12 protein-coding genes are annotated in these 15,352 nt (G+C 69.6%); 9 read left to right on the forward strand and 3 right to left on the reverse strand.

Annotated features, from left to right (window positions below):
• The first annotated feature begins 17 nt into the window (after positions 1–17).
• The 5 genes from OHN74_RS00480 to OHN74_RS00500 all read left to right on the forward strand — a co-directional run bounded on the left by OHN74_RS00480 (position 18) and on the right by OHN74_RS00500 (position 6,361).
• Entirely contained in the window at positions 18–1,715 is a 1,698-nt protein-coding gene (locus tag OHN74_RS00480) for a substrate-binding domain-containing protein (protein WP_327692472.1), read from the forward strand.
• A 286-nt stretch (positions 1,716–2,001) separates the two neighbouring features.
• Complete coding sequence (locus tag OHN74_RS00485) at positions 2,002–3,129, forward strand: Gfo/Idh/MocA family protein (protein ID WP_327692473.1); 1,128 nt, start codon at positions 2,002–2,004, stop codon at positions 3,127–3,129.
• A complete protein-coding gene (locus OHN74_RS00490; RefSeq protein WP_327692474.1) occupies positions 3,122–4,045 on the forward strand; it encodes a PmoA family protein in 924 nt (307 codons plus the stop codon). The genes OHN74_RS00485 and OHN74_RS00490 overlap by 8 nt, the downstream gene beginning before the upstream one ends.
• Positions 4,046–4,071: 26 nt before the next feature.
• The gene (locus OHN74_RS00495) at positions 4,072–4,776 is read left to right on the forward strand and encodes a cupin domain-containing protein (protein WP_327692475.1); all 705 of its coding nucleotides are present in this window, start codon (positions 4,072–4,074) and stop codon (positions 4,774–4,776) included.
• 94 nt (positions 4,777–4,870) lie between these two features.
• Positions 4,871–6,361 (forward strand): glycoside hydrolase family 43 protein, encoded by a 1,491-nt coding sequence (locus OHN74_RS00500; RefSeq protein WP_327692476.1) that lies wholly within the window; start codon positions 4,871–4,873, stop codon positions 6,359–6,361.
• Between the two features lie 471 nt (positions 6,362–6,832).
• Here OHN74_RS00500 and OHN74_RS00505 read toward each other — a convergent pair whose 3' ends face one another.
• The gene (locus tag OHN74_RS00505) at positions 6,833–8,197 is read right to left on the reverse strand and encodes a pyridoxal phosphate-dependent decarboxylase family protein (protein WP_327692477.1); all 1,365 of its coding nucleotides are present in this window, start codon (positions 8,195–8,197) and stop codon (positions 6,833–6,835) included.
• 162 nt (positions 8,198–8,359) lie between these two features.
• Between OHN74_RS00505 and OHN74_RS00510 the strand changes: the two genes are divergently transcribed.
• From OHN74_RS00510 to OHN74_RS00525, 4 genes are all read left to right on the forward strand, one after another.
• On the forward strand, positions 8,360–8,842 hold the full coding sequence (locus tag OHN74_RS00510; RefSeq protein ID WP_327692478.1) for a MarR family winged helix-turn-helix transcriptional regulator: 483 nt from the start codon (positions 8,360–8,362) through the stop codon (positions 8,840–8,842).
• Positions 8,843–9,208: 366 nt separating this feature from the next.
• Positions 9,209–11,404, forward strand: a complete 2,196-nt coding sequence (locus OHN74_RS00515) for an MMPL family transporter (RefSeq protein ID WP_327692479.1) — start codon at positions 9,209–9,211, stop codon at positions 11,402–11,404.
• A gap of 90 nt (positions 11,405–11,494) precedes the next feature.
• The gene (locus tag OHN74_RS00520; protein ID WP_327692480.1) at positions 11,495–12,688 is read left to right on the forward strand and encodes a sensor histidine kinase; all 1,194 of its coding nucleotides are present in this window, start codon (positions 11,495–11,497) and stop codon (positions 12,686–12,688) included.
• A 13-nt stretch (positions 12,689–12,701) separates the two neighbouring features.
• Positions 12,702–13,379, forward strand: coding sequence for a response regulator transcription factor (locus OHN74_RS00525; RefSeq protein WP_327692481.1), 678 nt, complete (start codon positions 12,702–12,704; stop codon positions 13,377–13,379).
• A 117-nt stretch (positions 13,380–13,496) separates the two neighbouring features.
• Here the strand turns inward: OHN74_RS00525 and OHN74_RS00530 are convergent, their stop codons facing one another.
• Together OHN74_RS00530 and OHN74_RS00535 are read right to left on the reverse strand one after the other, a co-directional pair.
• The gene (locus tag OHN74_RS00530) at positions 13,497–14,156 is read right to left on the reverse strand and encodes a response regulator transcription factor (protein WP_327692482.1); all 660 of its coding nucleotides are present in this window, start codon (positions 14,154–14,156) and stop codon (positions 13,497–13,499) included.
• A complete protein-coding gene (locus OHN74_RS00535; RefSeq protein ID WP_327692483.1) occupies positions 14,153–15,349 on the reverse strand; it encodes a sensor histidine kinase in 1,197 nt (398 codons plus the stop codon). Before OHN74_RS00535 ends, OHN74_RS00530 begins: the two co-directional genes overlap by 4 nt.
• Positions 15,350–15,352 lie beyond the last annotated feature (3 nt).

Consider the following 15,352-nt stretch of genomic DNA (forward strand, 5'->3'; position numbering starts at 1 on the left):
CGTGTAATGATTGCCGCATGACTCAGGCCGACGTATTGCGGGCTCTGGACGCCAGGGCCGCCGGCCAGTGGGGGCTGGTGACCACCACGCAGGTGAAGCCGGACGGCGTGCAGGGCGTGCAGTTGCTGCGGCTGGAGCGGGCCGGGGCACTGGAGAACGTCGGCCACGGGGTGTACCGCCTGGTCTCCTCTCCCCCGCCGGAACACCTCAGGATCAAGGTCGCGTGGCTGCGGCTGGACCCCGGGACCCCGGTACGGGACCGCCTCACCGACGCCCCTGGATCGGGCGTCGTCTCCCACACCTCCGCGTGTGCGGTGCACGGCCTGGGCGGCCTGCCCACAGACCCCGTGGAGCTGACGGTCCCGTCCCGCCGCACCACCCGGGACGAGACCGTCGTGCTGCACCGCGCGGCCATGGACGCCGACGACATCACCGTCGTCGACGGACTGCCGGTGACCACTGTGCCGCGTACCGTCGTCGACCTGCTGGACGACCGTGCCGACGCGGCCCGTACGGGCGTGTTCGTCGCCGAGGCCGCCGCCCGCGGCCTGGTGCGCGTCGACGACCTCGCACCACGGGTCGCGGCCTTCGCCGGTGCCTACGGGCTGCCCTCGGAGGCGACCGGCGCGGATCTGCTGGAGTTCCTGTGCGAGCGGGCGGGGCGTGCGCTGCCGGCGCGGAAAGGCGGTCGGCCCGCCGCCAGGGCCTCCGCTCCGGAGAGGAAGCGGCCGACCATCTGGGAGGTCGCCGAGCGGGCCGGCGTGTCGCACCAGACCGTGTCCCGGTTCCTGAAGAACGACAGCGGCATGAAGCCCGCGACTCGGGCGAGGGTCGAGCAGGCTGTCGCCGAGCTGGACTACCGGCCCAACCTCATGGCGCGGTCGATGCGCACACGGCGGACCCACCGGATCACCATCGTGCTGCCCGAGCTGAGTGGATTCGTTCCGATTCCCCTGCTGAGGGGCGCCTCCGCCGCGGCGCATGAAGCCGGGTACATGACCGACGTCGTCGGGCTGGAAGGCGGCGAGTCACGGCGCGCCAGCAGCGCATTGTCCCTGCTGGAGACCCGGCAGACGGACGGGGTGCTGTCACTGGTTCCGCTGGGGGACCTGGCCGACGGCCCGGCCGACGAGCGGCGGCCCGTGGTGGTGCTGGGCGAGTACGACGACAACCTCCAGTCCCGGGGACGGCTGGCCGACGGACGGCCCTCCGAGGAGATCCTGCGTCACCTCGCGGACCAGGGCCACCGCCGGTTCCTCCACGTCGCCGGATCGCAGGACTGGGCTTCGGCACGCAACCGGCGTGCGGTGTACGTGGAGGCGGTCGAGCGACTGGGCCTTGAGTCCTTCGGCGTCGTCGACGGGGACTGGTCCGTTCGCTCCGGCTACGAGGCCGCTCGGGATCTGCCCGCCGATTCCGGTGTGACGGCCGTGCTGGCAGCGAACGACTACGTCGCCCTGGGCGTGCTGCGCGGCTTCCAGGACCGCGGCGTCCGGGTGCCCGAGGAGATGAGCGTCTTCGGCTGGGACGACGAGGAGTTCACCCGGTACTTCTCACCGAGCATCTCCACCGTGCACGTCAACAAGGAGGAGGTGGGCCGCCAGTCGATGCTGTCGCTGCTCGCCCTTCTGCGCGGCGAGCCCGAGCCGAGGTCCGAGGTGACGGATCTGTTCCACCTCGTGCCGCGAGGGTCGAGCGGCCCGGTCGGCCGCTGAGCCAGGCGGGCGACGGGCGGCGGGCGTTCCAGATAGGGCGCCACACACAATGTGAACGATCACCACGCAACTCTTGACCACGAAGGTGATCGTTCACTACGTTCTGACCGTCGCCCCGGTTCGTCGCGGCGAGCACGAGTTCACCCGACGGAGCAGTCCCCCTCTTCCGCACGGTCACGCGCGTAACGCCGTGGGCCGAACCGATTGAGCCGGCCTCCTCCGTCAGCGGTCGACGAACCCCCGGTGCCGCGCCCAGGCACCGCCGAGCTTCCACGAAAGAGTCTCAATGACCGAGTACAGCCAGCCCGTGCGGGTGGCGATCGTCGGTGCCGGAAACATCGCCGAGGGCTGCCACATGCCGGCCGTCGAGGCCCAGAACGGCGAGGCGACCGTCATCGCCGTGGTCGACGTCGACCTGCCGCGCGCCGAGGCGTTCGCCGCCCGCTGGAGCGTTCCCGCCGCCTACGACAGCCTGGACCGGATGCTCCGGGAACAGCAGCCGGACCTGGTCGTCGTCTGCACGCCCCCGATCGCCCACGGCGAGGCCATCACCGCCTGTCTGGACGCCGGTGCGTCGGTGTGGTGCGAGAAACCCCCCACCCTCTCGGTCGCCGAGTACGACGACGTCGCCGCCCACGAGCGCGAGGGCGGCCCGTACGTCTCCTACGTCTTCCAGCACCGGTTCGGGTCCGGCGCCCGGGCCCTGCGGGAGCACATCCGCACCGGCCGCCTCGGCGCTCCCCTGGTCGGCGTCTGCCACACCCTCTGGTACCGGGACGACGCCTACTTCGAGGTGCCCTGGCGCGGCAGGTGGGAGACCGAGGGCGGCGGTCCCACCATGGGCCACGGCATCCACCAGATGGACCTCATGCTGTCCCTGATGGGCGAGTGGACCGAGGTCCGCGCAGCCATGGGCACGCTGGCCCGCGACGTGGAGACCGAGGACGTGTCCATGGCGATGGTCCGCTTCGCCGGTGGCGCCATGGTGTCCATGGTCAACAGTCTCCTCTCGCCCCGGGAGACCAGCTACCTGCGCTTCGACTTCCCCGAGGCCACCGTCGAGCTGAACCACCTCTACGGCTACGACAACTCCCACTGGACCTGGACCCCCGCGCCCCACCGGGCCGACGCCACGGCCCAGGAACTGGGAGCGCCGCTGGATGACGAACCCAGTTCGCACGCCGCGCAGTTGCGCGCCCTGGTGCGGTCGCTGCGCGCCGGGGAACGCCCCGAAGCCAGTGGTGACGACGGCCGCCGCGTCCTGGCTTTCATCGCAGCCCTGTACGAGTCGGCGGCGACCGGGCGACCCGTCACCCCGGACATGATCACTCCGGACGGTCCCTTCTACCACTCCATGAGCGGTCGCGTCGGCGCCGCCCGGGACAGCGTCGACAAGGAGCCGAGCCGTGTCTGACACCCCCTTCCGCATCGAGCACGACAACGCCGGGACCGAATTCGTGGTGTCCGCCGCGGGCAGGGACCTCGCCACGTACGTCTACCGGCCGGACACACCCCTCGAAGAGTCCCCCAAGCCCTACTTCTACCCGTTGAAGACCCTCTCCGGCGCACCCGTGGGCGTCTACCGGCCCTGGGACCACCGCTGGCACAAGGGCCTGCAGATGACCTGGTCACACCTGTCCGGCGACAACTTCTGGGGCGGGCCCACCTTCGAGGAGGGTGCACCCGGCCACGGCTACGTCTGGCGCGAGAACCACGGCAGTCAGGTGCACCGGGCCTTCGCCTCGCAGGAGGCGAGCGGCAACGAGGTGACGGTCGTCCAGAACCTCGACTGGATCGCCTCGAGCGACGAGGTGTGGCTCGACGAGACCCGCACCCTGCGCTTCCACGGCGCCGATGCCCGCGATGGTGTCTGGGCGCTGGACTTCACCACCGCCCTGACCAACATGCGTCACCAGCCCCTGGAACTGGGCAGTCCCACCACACACGGCCGCCCCAACGCCGGTTACACAGGGCTGTTCTGGCGCGGGCCCCGGTCCTGGACCGGGGCGGACGTCATCGCCGACGGGGGTCATGAGGGCGACGCCGTCATGGGCACGCGGGGCGCCTGGGCAGCCATCAGCGGCGAGCACGACGAGCTGGACGGCGGCGCCACGGTCCTTGCCTACGCCGGCACCACCAGCGCCGCCACCCCGCTGACGTGGTTCGCCCGCAGCAGCGCCTTCGCCTGCCTCAACCCGTCGCCCGCCTTCGACACGGAGATCAAGCTGGAACCCGGTGAGACACTGTCCCTGAGCCACCGCTTCGTGTTCGTCGACCGCGTGCTGGGTCGTCCCGAACTGGAGCCGCTCGCGCGGGAGTTCGCGCTGTGACAGGCCGGTCAGAATTTCCCGGAGCCGTGGGACTCAGCCGGCTCGAGGTGTATCCGTGGCCCACGGCGGACGAGGAGCACGGCGGCTCGCCCCACATGCACCTGGCCTGCGCGGAGTGTTACGTCGTCGTCAGCGGCCACGGCCGGCTGGAGACCCTCGACCACCAGGGGCCCGCGACGACCGAACTGCTCCCCGGTGACGTGGTCTCGTTCACCCCCGGCACGATCCACCGAGCGGTCAACGACGGGGATCTGCGCGTGATCGTCGTCATGCAGAACAGCGGCCTCCCGGAAGCGGGCGACGCGGTCATGACCTTTCCACCCCAGTACCTCTCCCCCGACGCCTATCCGGCCACGGCCTCTCTCCTCGACGCCGACGGCAGCCCCAGCCCCGAGCGCGCACGGGCCCGCAGGGACTTGGCCGTCGAGGGATTCACCGAACTGAAGCGACAGTGGCGGCTCGGCAACCACTCCGCGTACGAGGACTTCTGCGCGGCAGCGGTGCGGCTGGTCCAACCCCGCCTGGACACCTGGGAGAAGACGGTCAACGACGGCGCGCTGACCGCCGCGCGGACAGCGCTGCGGCAGATCGACGCGTTGAGGCACGACGACTTCCACCACCTGTCCGACGCGAAGGTGTCGCGTATCGCCCAACCGCCCCGGCAGACCCTGGGCATGTGTGGCTTCCTGCACGCCTACGTACAGGAAGCCGGGACCGGCACAACGACCTGACTCACATGACCGGCGCACATGGTCGGCCGACGTGGTGGAAGAACGGGCCCCACAAAACTGGCCGCCCGGGGCCGAACGCAGGAAGGTGGACCCGATGAGTTCGATACGGCCGGAAGGCGGTGGGCACGCCGACGCGGCGACCACTCCGATCCTGTCCGGGATGTACCCCGACCCCTCGGTGTGCCGGGTCGGCGAGGAGTACTACCTGGCCAACTCGTCGTTCGAGTACAGCCCCGGTGTGCCGATCTGGCGTTCCCGGAACCTGGTCTCGTGGCGTCAGATCGGCAATGCCCTGACGAGGGACGAGCAGTTTCCTGCGGGCCGTTCGCCGTCGAGCCGTGGCATCTACGCCCCGACACTGCGCCACCACGCGGGACGGTTCTGGCTGATCACCACGAACATCGACGACGCCCGTGGCGGCCATCAGATCTACCACGCGAGCGACCCCGCCGGACCGTGGTCCGCGCCGGTGTGCCTCACCGGACTCGACGGCATCGACCCCGACCTGGCCTGGGACGACGAGGGAACGTGCCTGGTCACGTACTGCTCGTGGTCGGAGTCCGAGATCGGCATCAGACAGGTCGCGGTCGATCCGGAGAAGGGCCACGTCCTCGAAGAGCCGCGGTGGATCTGGCACGGCACCGGCCTGGCCCACTCCGAGGGGCCGCACCTGTACCGGCGCGGCGACCGGTGGTACCTGGTCATCGCCGAAGGCGGCACCGACCGGGGCCACGTGGTGTCGGTCGCACGCTCCGGGAGCCCCCGAGGACCGTTCGAGGCCGCCCCGCGCAATCCGGTCTTCACCCATCGCAGTACGGCTCATCCCGTCCAGAACGTCGGTCACGCCGATCTGGTCGAGCGTCCCGACGGGACGTGGGCGGCGGTGTATCTCGGCACACGGCCACGCGGCCGCAGTCCCCGCTTCCACGTCAACGGGCGGGAGACGTTCCTCGCCGACGTCTCGTGGGTGGACGGCTGGCCCCGGTTCGAGGCGGCGAGACGCCATGTCCCCACGGGACAGCGGGACTTCGAGGACGACTTCTCCGCGCCCGGACCGGATCCCAGGTGGGTCTCCCCGGGGCAGCGTCCCGACCGGTTCGTCCGCGGTACGCCGGAAGGGGTGGTCGTGGGTCACGCACCGAGCGGGACCGGCGAGCCCTCGGGTCTGTTCACGCGGGTCGGCGGAGACCACTGGGAGGCCGACTTCGTCGTCGATCCGGGCGAGGGCGCGTGCACCGTCGCCCTACGGCTCGACGGTTCCCACTGGTACGGCCTGCGCGTCGCCGACGGCGAGGTCACCGCCGTCGCACGGGTCGGACAGGTCCGGTCAGCCCTGGGATCCCGCCCACTGCCCGACTCCCCTGTCACCCTCCGCGTCCGATCCACGGAGCCCACCTGGAACGGGCCCGACGACATCGAACTGGGTCTGGACGGCGCGGGCGGCTTCGACGTCCTCGCCCGCCTCGACGGACGCTATCTCTCCACCGAGGTGGCCGGTGGGTTCACCGGACGCCTGGTCGGTGTGTGGACCGAGTCGGGGGAGGTCCTGGTCCGCCGTGTCCGGTTCACCGAGCGGCGCGCATGACACCACACCGCACCGGAGTCACGCCTGGACCCCGGCCTCGGCCTCAGCCTGTGCGGCGAATTCCGTTCCGGACCCGGGCCGCGTGAAACTGTCCGGGAAACGGGCAGGCGACGGTCCGCGGCGAAGAAAGTCCTGGCGTGCGCCAGCGCGTCGGCATCCTTCAGGATGTCACCTGGTGCGGTGTCGTTGACGTACAGGATGCCACCGGAATTCGTGCATGTACGCGGCCAGGTTGTCGAGGGTGTTTCTGCTCGACCGTCGCGGCCTCCGGCGACGGATCCGCCTGGTCATCGGCGGCCACGAACTCGGTCACGTGTCAGTCGCTTGACGCCTCTTCCATGATCGTCAATTGCACCGGTGAGCGTACAGACCCGGGTGGGCACGCCGAGGTGGGCGATCACCGGCCTCGAAGCTTGGACGATTCGAGGCGAGGGCCTACGGGGCGTTCATCACGCGGTCACGGTGCCCCGGTCAGTCCGACCGGACGAGTTCCTCGACCCGGGCGATGAGTTGCTCCGCATACTGCTCGGACTCCGGCTTCATCAGGACGCTGCGCAGGACGCGAGCGCCGTCGGTGTCCGCGGTGATCTTCGGGTGGCGTGCCGTGAACGCCTCGCGGCCGGCCTTGAGGGTGCTCAGGAAGACGGGGGTGGCGCTTTTCATGCCGTTGGTGAGGGCGCGCGCGGACTCGGCGTCGATCGCGCTCAGCGTGGCCGGGTCGGTCGAAGGGAAGTAGCTGACGATGTCCATCTCGGGCCGCTGGTACAGCTCCAGGAGGTCGGACGCCGTGATCAGGTCGGACCAGTGAAGTGCGGCGCGTCGGCCCGCGGCCAGTACGCGGCCGAGGCCGGCGGGCGTGGGCGGAAGGAGCTGGAAGGTGAGCCACAGGGCCGCGGCGGCGGCACCGGCCCGGGAGCACTCCAGGCTGATCTCGCCGAGGTGGAGTTCGCTGGACGTGAAGTAGGTGTACGGCGAGTCGTGGAGGTAGAAGCGGCCCACCTCGGGGTCGCGGAAAAGAACGGCACCACAGCCGTAGGGCTGGAGTCCGTGCTTGTGCGGGTCGATCACCAGGGAGTCACACTCGGCGATCGCCCGCCAGGGTTCCGCGGGAATCCCTTCAGGACCCTCGGCGCCTGCCAGCAGGGTGAAGAAGCCGCCGTACGCGGCGTCGACGTGCAGCCGGACACCGTACCGCTCCCGCAGGGCCAGGGCGTGGTGTACCGGGTCGACGGCGCCCAGGCCGGTGGTGCCGGCGGTGAGCACCACCGTGCCCACCTCGCCTCCGCGCAGGAGGTCCTCCAGGGCGTCGAGCCTCATCCGGCCGTGGTTGTCGGTGGGGACCGGGTGGCCCTTCAGGCCGAGGACGTGACACATTCGGCCGTGGGTGTAGTGGGCGTCGGCGCTGTATGCGACACCCCGGCCGGGGTGCAGTTCCCGGGCGACGAACAGCGCTTCCAGGTTGGCGATCGTGCCGCTGGTGGTCAGGTGGCCGAGGTGGGTGTCGTATCCGAACATCGCGGCGAGCTGTGCGACGACCTCACGTTCCATCCTGGCGGTGGCGGGTCCGCCGTCGAGGGCGTGGTTGTTGGGGTTGATCAGCATGGCGGTGAGGTAGCCGACCACGGCGGCCGGGTGCGGCGGCTTGAGCATCTGTCCCGCATAGTGCGGATGGAAGAAGGGGTAGTTGTCGCCCAGCCGCCCGGTGAACTCCTGGAAAGCGGCGGCGAAGCGGTCGTCGTCTATGTGGAGTGACGGATGCGGCTGATAGGGGCCGAAACTGTCGGCCCACTCCTGTACCGCTTCGGTGGCTCGGCCCAGCCAGTGCTTCAGGTCCACGGGTCTTCCCTTCTACGAATCCCGCCGGTGGGTGCCCAGCATAGGACTTTGTTGACTGGTCAGCAATTGACTGGTCAGCAATTGAGTAGTTGGTAGGTGAGGACGCAGTAAACTGTCGAGTCGAAGCAGGACGGACCATCAGCACAAGAGAGCGAGGACAGGTTGGATGCCACTACCCGGTGGGGCGCTGAGGCCGCCCGTGCCGCCAACAGCCCGGGCGTGCACGACTTCGGGCTGCTGATCAAGACGGCCACCCGGCTGGAACAGCGGATCGACACCGCCTTGCGGCGTGAGTGCGGGATCAGCCACTCGATGTTCGAGGTCCTCATCCGGCTCTGCCGACAGCCGGGGGAGGAGGTCCCCCAACGCGAACTCGCAGACGACCTGACCCTGACGAGCAGCGGTATCACCCGGCTGGTCGACCGTATGGAAGAAGCGGGTCTGGTACGCCGCACGCCCGCCCCGGGTGACCGTAGAAGCGTCCTGGTGGAGCCCACCGAGCACGGTCACACCGCGTTCCTCCAGGCCGCCGCCGTGCACTCGCAAGCCGTCGAGCGCTACTTCGTCAAGCCGTTGTCCCGCACCGACTACACGCGGCTGACCAGCTCACTGGGCGCGATCCACGAAGCCCTTCGCGAGGGATAGAGCAGCGCCCACAGGGTCACCCTGGACAGGCCAGCCAGACCGGAGCCGCATCCACTCACGGGGCACGCCGATCACACCAGAACCGGGACTGAAGGGTTCCAGCCGCCCGTCGGCCCCTGACTGAACGACCCCACCTCGCCGACAGGAGGCCGGAGTGGTCTGTGAGACAGGTGCGCTCCAGTGATTCGGCCGCCACGACATGCTTCGGCGAGAGCCTCCAAAACGTCCGCACCTCGTCTACTGCGAGCGCAGTAGACACAAGTGTCTGCGATCGCCCAACGACAAGAGATCGCAGGACTGTGAGCGTAGGGGTGGGCCGAAATCACCGGCCCGGTCGCGTGTGTGCATTGCTGGAAAGGCTCGTCCATGTCTCCTCTCGCCCGCTGGTGTCACAGGCACCGGCTCGCCGTCGTCCTGATCTGGGCGGGCTTGTTGATCACCCTCGGCGCGGCTGTCGGCGCGGCCGGCAGCGCGTTCGGCAACAGTCCGACCTCGCAGGACACCGACTCGGCCAGGGCCACGACTCTGCTCCAGAAGGCCTCGAACAGCGCGGCCGGGAAGAGCGGCCGCGTCGTGTGGCAACTGGAGGGCGGCAAGGTCACCGACCCCGCTGCCCAGAAGGCGATGACCGGTGCGCTGGACCGCATCGCCGACGCCCCGGGCGTCGCCGCGGTGAGCAGTCCCTACACGCCGGAGGGCAGGACGCAGGTCAGCAAGGACGGCGAGACGGCGTACGCCACGATCGCCTTCGACCGTGACGTGGCCGATGCCCAGGTCGACCACGTGACGGAGCTCGCCACCGCCCCGGAGTCGGGAAGCCTGCGCATCGCGCTCAACGGACAGGCCTTCACGATCAATCCCGCGCCGAACCCGGTCGCCGACGTGATGGGCATCGCCCTCGCCTTCCTGGTCCTGCTGTTCGTGTTCCGCGCGGTGTGGGTGGCCGCGCTGCCCATCATCACGGCCATCATCGGCGTGGGCACCTCCGCGGTCGCGGTCATCCTGCTCAGCCACGCCATCACCCTGTCCGACACCACACTGACTCTTGGTTCTCTGATCGGCCTCGGCGTGGGCATCGACTACGCCCTGTTCGTCGTCAACCGCCACCGCACCAACCTGATGGCGGGCATGCCCGTCGCCGATTCGGTCGCCAAGTCCCTCAACACCTCGGGCCGCGCCGTGGTGTTCGCCGGGCTGACCGTCGTCGTCGCCCTGCTCGGCATGCTCACCCTGGACGTCGGCATCATCAACGGCATGGCCATCGGCGCGGCCGTCACCGTCGTCCTCACCGTGCTGGCCGCGATCACCCTGCTGCCCGCGCTGCTCGGCATGATCGGGCCACGGGTACTCAGCCGCGCCGAGCGCCGGGAACTGGCCGGAGAGACGTCGCGTCGAGTAGCGCCCCGACCCGGACTGTGGGCCCGGTGGGCCGTACAGGTCCAGTCCCGGCCCAAGGTGCTGGGTGCTGTCGCGCTGGCCATTCTGGCGGCACTCGCCCTGCCCACGCTGTCACTGCGCCTGGGCACCTCCGACGACGGCAACCTGCCCACGACCTCGACCAACCGCCAGGCCTACGACATGATCGCGGACGGTTTCGGCCCCGGATTCAACGGTCCGCTCGTCCTCGCCGTCCAGGCACCCACCGCTGCTGACAGGGCGGCCGAGGCACAGCTCGTCACCACGCTCCGGCAGGTCGACGGAGTCTCCAGTGCCGCCGCGGCCCCCATGAAGGAGGGAGAGACGGTCGGCGTCATTTCCGTCGTGCCCACGACCTCCCCCCAGTCGGCCGCCACCTCCGACCTGATCAGTCACCTGCGGGACAAGGTCATCCCGTCGGCTGAACAGGGCACCTCCATGAAGGTCTACGTCGGCGGAGTCACCGCGAGCAACGACGACTTCGCGTCCGTACTGATGAACAAACTCCCCCTGTTCGTGCTCGTGATCGCCGCACTCGGTTTCCTGCTCCTGACCATCGCCTTCCGCAGCCTGCTCATCCCCGCTGTGGGGGCCGTACTGAACATCCTCAGCATCGGCGTGGCCTTCGGTGCCATCGTCGTCGTCTTCCAGTACGGCTTCGGCGCAGGTCTCCTCGGACTCGGCGCCGGTGGTCCCATCGAGTCGTTCGTGCCGATCCTGGTAGTCGGCATCATGTTCGGCCTGTCCATGGACTACCAGGTCTTCCTCGTCAGCCGGATGCGCGAGGAATGGGCCCACACCGGCGACAGCCGCCGTGCGATCCGTGTCGGCCAGGCCGAGACCGGCAAGGTCATCGCCGTTGCCGCCACCATCATGTTCTGCGTGTTCGGCTCCTTCGTCTTCGGCGGCATGCGGGTCATCGCCGAGTTCGGCGTCAGCCTCTCCCTGGCTGTCGCCGTGGACGCACTGCTGATCCGCATGGTCGTCGTCCCCGCACTCATGCACCTGTGCGGCCAGTCCAACTGGTGGCTGCCCCGACGCCTGGACAAGGCACTGCCGAATGTGTCCGTCGAAGGGCCGACGGACGAGCCGGCACCCACGCAGCGCTGGTTGCGCCAGCCCCAGTCCACCGGTGTGGCCGACTAGGCCACGGCTCGACGGACACAGCGACCCCCGGCTCCGGCGCAGAGCGGGTCCCCCGGTCTGCGCCGGAGCCGCTTTGCCTACAGTGAGGGAATGGACGTGAGGAATGTGTGTCGGCAGTGGCTGGCCCGTCACGACCGGGTCAGGGACATGCTCCCCGCGGTGCCGCTGATCGTGATCACCGCGGCAGCGACCGCCGTCGGCACGTCCGCTTGGCACGAGCCTCACTGGGGCGAGGTGGTGTGGATGGGACTGTCCTGCGCACCGCTGGTCGTCCGCAGCCGCTGGCCACTTCAAGTCGCACTGGTCACCCTGGCGGGCGACCTCACGCTGATGACCATCGCCTCCCACACCTCCCTGACTCCGGCAGCGAGCCTGATCGCCCTGTACACACTCGCCACCCTCGGCACCCGGCGCATCGCCTGGACCGTGGGCCTGGTCGCCGCGCTGGCGATCACCGGTGTCTACGCGGCCACCCATGCCGAGTCCGTGGTGGGCGGGGCGAGTCTGCTGCGACTGGACTTCGCGATCGCGGCAACCGCGCTGGGGCGGGTTGTCCGCAGTCGCCGTGACCACCTCGCAGAGGCCAGGGCACGCGTCGAACTCGCGGAGCGCACACAAGAGCAAGAGGCACGGCGCCGGGTCTCCGAGGAACGCGTACGCATCGCGCGCGACCTGCACGATGTCGTCGCCCATCACATCACCCTGGTCAACGCCCAGGCCGGAGTGGCCCACCACCTCATGCGCACCAACCCCGACCAGGCGTACGAGGCCCTGGCCCACATCAAGGACACCAGCCGGGCCGCCCTCGACGAACTACGCGCCACCGTCGGCTTGCTGCGCCATCCCGACGACGCGCCCGGATCACGAGCGCCCATCCCCCGTCTGGCCGATCTGGACACCCTCGTCAGCGGGTTCCGGGCCAGCGGGCTGGTGGTCTCGGTGGACGTCACCGGCACCGCCGCGCCCCTGGCACCCGCCACCGAGCTGACTGCCTACCGCATCATCCAGGAAGCCCTCACCAACACCCACAAGCACGCCTCCGCGAGCCGGGCCACCATCCTCCTGGACTACGGTCCGCACCTGCTGCGGGTCAGCGTGACGGACGACGGGCGCCCCGGCGCCCCCAAGGGCGCCGGCACCGGGCACGGACTGATCGGCATGCATGAGCGTGCCGTCGCCATCGGCGGAACCGTCACCGCCGGCCCGCGACGCGACGGCGGCTTCCAGGTCCTTGCCGAACTTCCGCTCTCGCTCACCGACACCACTGTCTCGAACGCCTCCTGAGGACACTCCGCTGATGACCATTCGCGTCCTGCTAGCCGACGACCAGGCCCTGCTCCGCGGCACCTTCAAACTGCTCATCGACGCCCAGCCGGACATGGAGGTCGTCGCGGAGGCATCCAACGGCCGTGAGGCGGTTCAGTCGGCACGGTCCGAGCGCGCCGACCTCGTGGTGATGGACATCCGGATGCCCGAGGTCGACGGGATCGAGGCCACGCGGCTGATCGGCCAGGACGAGGACCTGGCCGGGCTCAAGGTCCTCGTCCTGACCACCTTCGAGGAGGACGAGCTCGTCATCGACGCACTCCGAGCCGGGGCCAGCGGTTTCCTCGGCAAGGGCGTCGAACCAGCACAGCTCCTCGACGCGATCCGTCTCATCACCGCGGGAGAGTCCCTGCTCTCCCCCGCCGCCACCAAGGGCCTGATCTCCCGAGTCCTGTCCCAGCCTTCCCCGGGAGACCTCGTCGACCGAGAACGTCTGGCCTCGCTGACACCCCGGGAACGCGAGGTGCTGACGCTGGTGGCCGCGGGCCTGTCCAACGACGAGATCGCCGAACGCATCTTCGTCACCCCGGTCACCGTCAAGACCCACGCCAACCGGGCCATGGCCAAACTCGGCGCCCGCGACCGCGCCCAACTCGTCGTCATCGCCTACGAAAGCGGCCTGGTCCGCACCGGGGAGCGGCGGAGCTGAGCCTCTTTCAGCAGCCTGCGGCGGATGCGAGGGGGACTTGCCAGTCGCACACCTGCTCACAGCCTCACCCGCCTGCTGTGCCAGGGCCGGCCCGGACATTGGTCCGTGCTGCTTCCCCTACCGCTCTCGCACCTTGCCGGACTCCCACGCCCAGGCGGCGATCTCGACCCGGTTGCGGGCATCGATCTTCTGCTGGATGTTCGCCAGGTGCGTCTTGACGGTGGACAGCGAAACCACAAGTTGATCGCAGATCTCTTGATTGGTGCGGCCCACCGCGACGAGGCGGGCCACATCCAGCTCTCGTTCGGTCAACGGGGAGGGAGAATCAGGGTCGGGCCGCGTGGCGGACAGTTCCTTCAGCAGTCGAACGGTGACGGCGGGAGAGACCAGCGCGTCTCCGCGGGCGGCAGCCCGCACCGCTTCCACCAGCAAACTGGGCGGGGCGTCCTTGAGCAGAAAGCCGCAGGCGCCGTTGCGCAGCGCGGTGTGCACGTAGTCGTCCTGGTCGAACGTGGTGATGACGACAACCCGCATCGGATTGGGAACTCCCGGGCCTGCCAGCGCCCGCGTCACGTCCAGGCCGTCCAGTTTCGGCATCTTGATGTCGACCAGGCACACATCCGGCCGCAGCCGACGGGCGAGTTCCACACAGGCCGCGCCGTCGCCCGCCTCCCCTACCACCTCGATGCCGGGCTGGGCGGTGAGGATGAGCCGGAAGCCCATGCGGACCAGCTCCTGGTCGTCCGCGATCAGCACGCGGATCACCGTGTCGTTCACGCCGGTGATCCTGCCACAGCCGCCAGCACCGGAAGGGCAGCGACCACCCGCCAGCCCCCGTCATCGGTGAGGGCGGCGGTCAGCGTGCCTTCCACCGCCTCGACGCGTTCTCGCAGACCGACAAGACCGAAGCCGCCACGCCCACCGACCGGGGCGGGGTGGCGTGCGGCCGGTGCGGTGTTGAGCACCTCGACCCGCAGCCGATGCCGGTCCGCGTCGACTCGTACGGCCACTGCGGCGCCGGGCGCGTGTCGGCGTACGTTGGTCAACGCCTCCTGCACGACGCGGTGCACGGAGGTCTCCACCTCGGGGGCGAGGCGCGCCTCTCGGGCTGCCGCAGCCACGTGCAGTTGAGCTTCCGCCTCGTCCGCGGAGAACGCGGAGACCAGCCGGGCGAGCTCCGCCCACACCTCACCGGGCCGGATACCCGCGTGGGCGTCTTCGCGCAGGACTCGCACCAGACGGCGCATCGAGTCCAATGCTTCCGATCCGGACCGGGTGATGTTCTCCAACAGCGGTGTGATCTGCTCCGGCGCGGTGTGCTGCAGGGTCAGCGCGGCATTGGCCTGCACGATGATGCCGGTCACGTGATGGGCGACGAAGTCGTGCAGGTCGTGAGCGAGTTCCAGGCGCTGGCGCTGGCGTACGGCTGCGATGTCGCGAGCCCGCTGCCTTTCCAGCAGCCGGGTGCGTAGGCCCCAGGCCACCGCGGTGCCTGCGGCGAGCGTCATCAGCAGGGACAAGGTCACGGCGGTATCGCTTCTGTTCACGTAGTCCGGGTCGAACAGGCGCAGCGGAATCGCGATGGCCGCGACAGTCAGTACGGTTGCGACGACCGCCGTGGTTCTCGGACCCGGCACCGCCCCCACCGCCCGGGACAACAGCACCAGCAGAACGATGCTCTCCAGCACCCCCCAGGTTCCGAAGTCGAGCGGGCTTGTGAACACGGCGCTCCCGACCGTGAGGAGCAGTGAACCACCGGCCACGAGCACAGCACGTACCTGCACGCTTGGCCGGTGGCGAGGCCACAACAGGGCCAAGCAGGCCAACGGGCCGGACACGACCGGCAACTCGCTCGTCCAGGAGTAGTCGGGCGGCTTGCCGGCAAACACGTCCACCAGGCCTGCCAGGCCGAGGATGATCCAGCCGGCAACGATCAGCACCCGGCGGACCAGCGGATTTTCGAAGTTCACGCC

The organism is Streptomyces sp. NBC_00459 (assembly GCF_036013955.1).
In the GTDB taxonomy this organism is placed as follows: Bacteria; Actinomycetota; Actinomycetes; order Streptomycetales; family Streptomycetaceae; genus Streptomyces.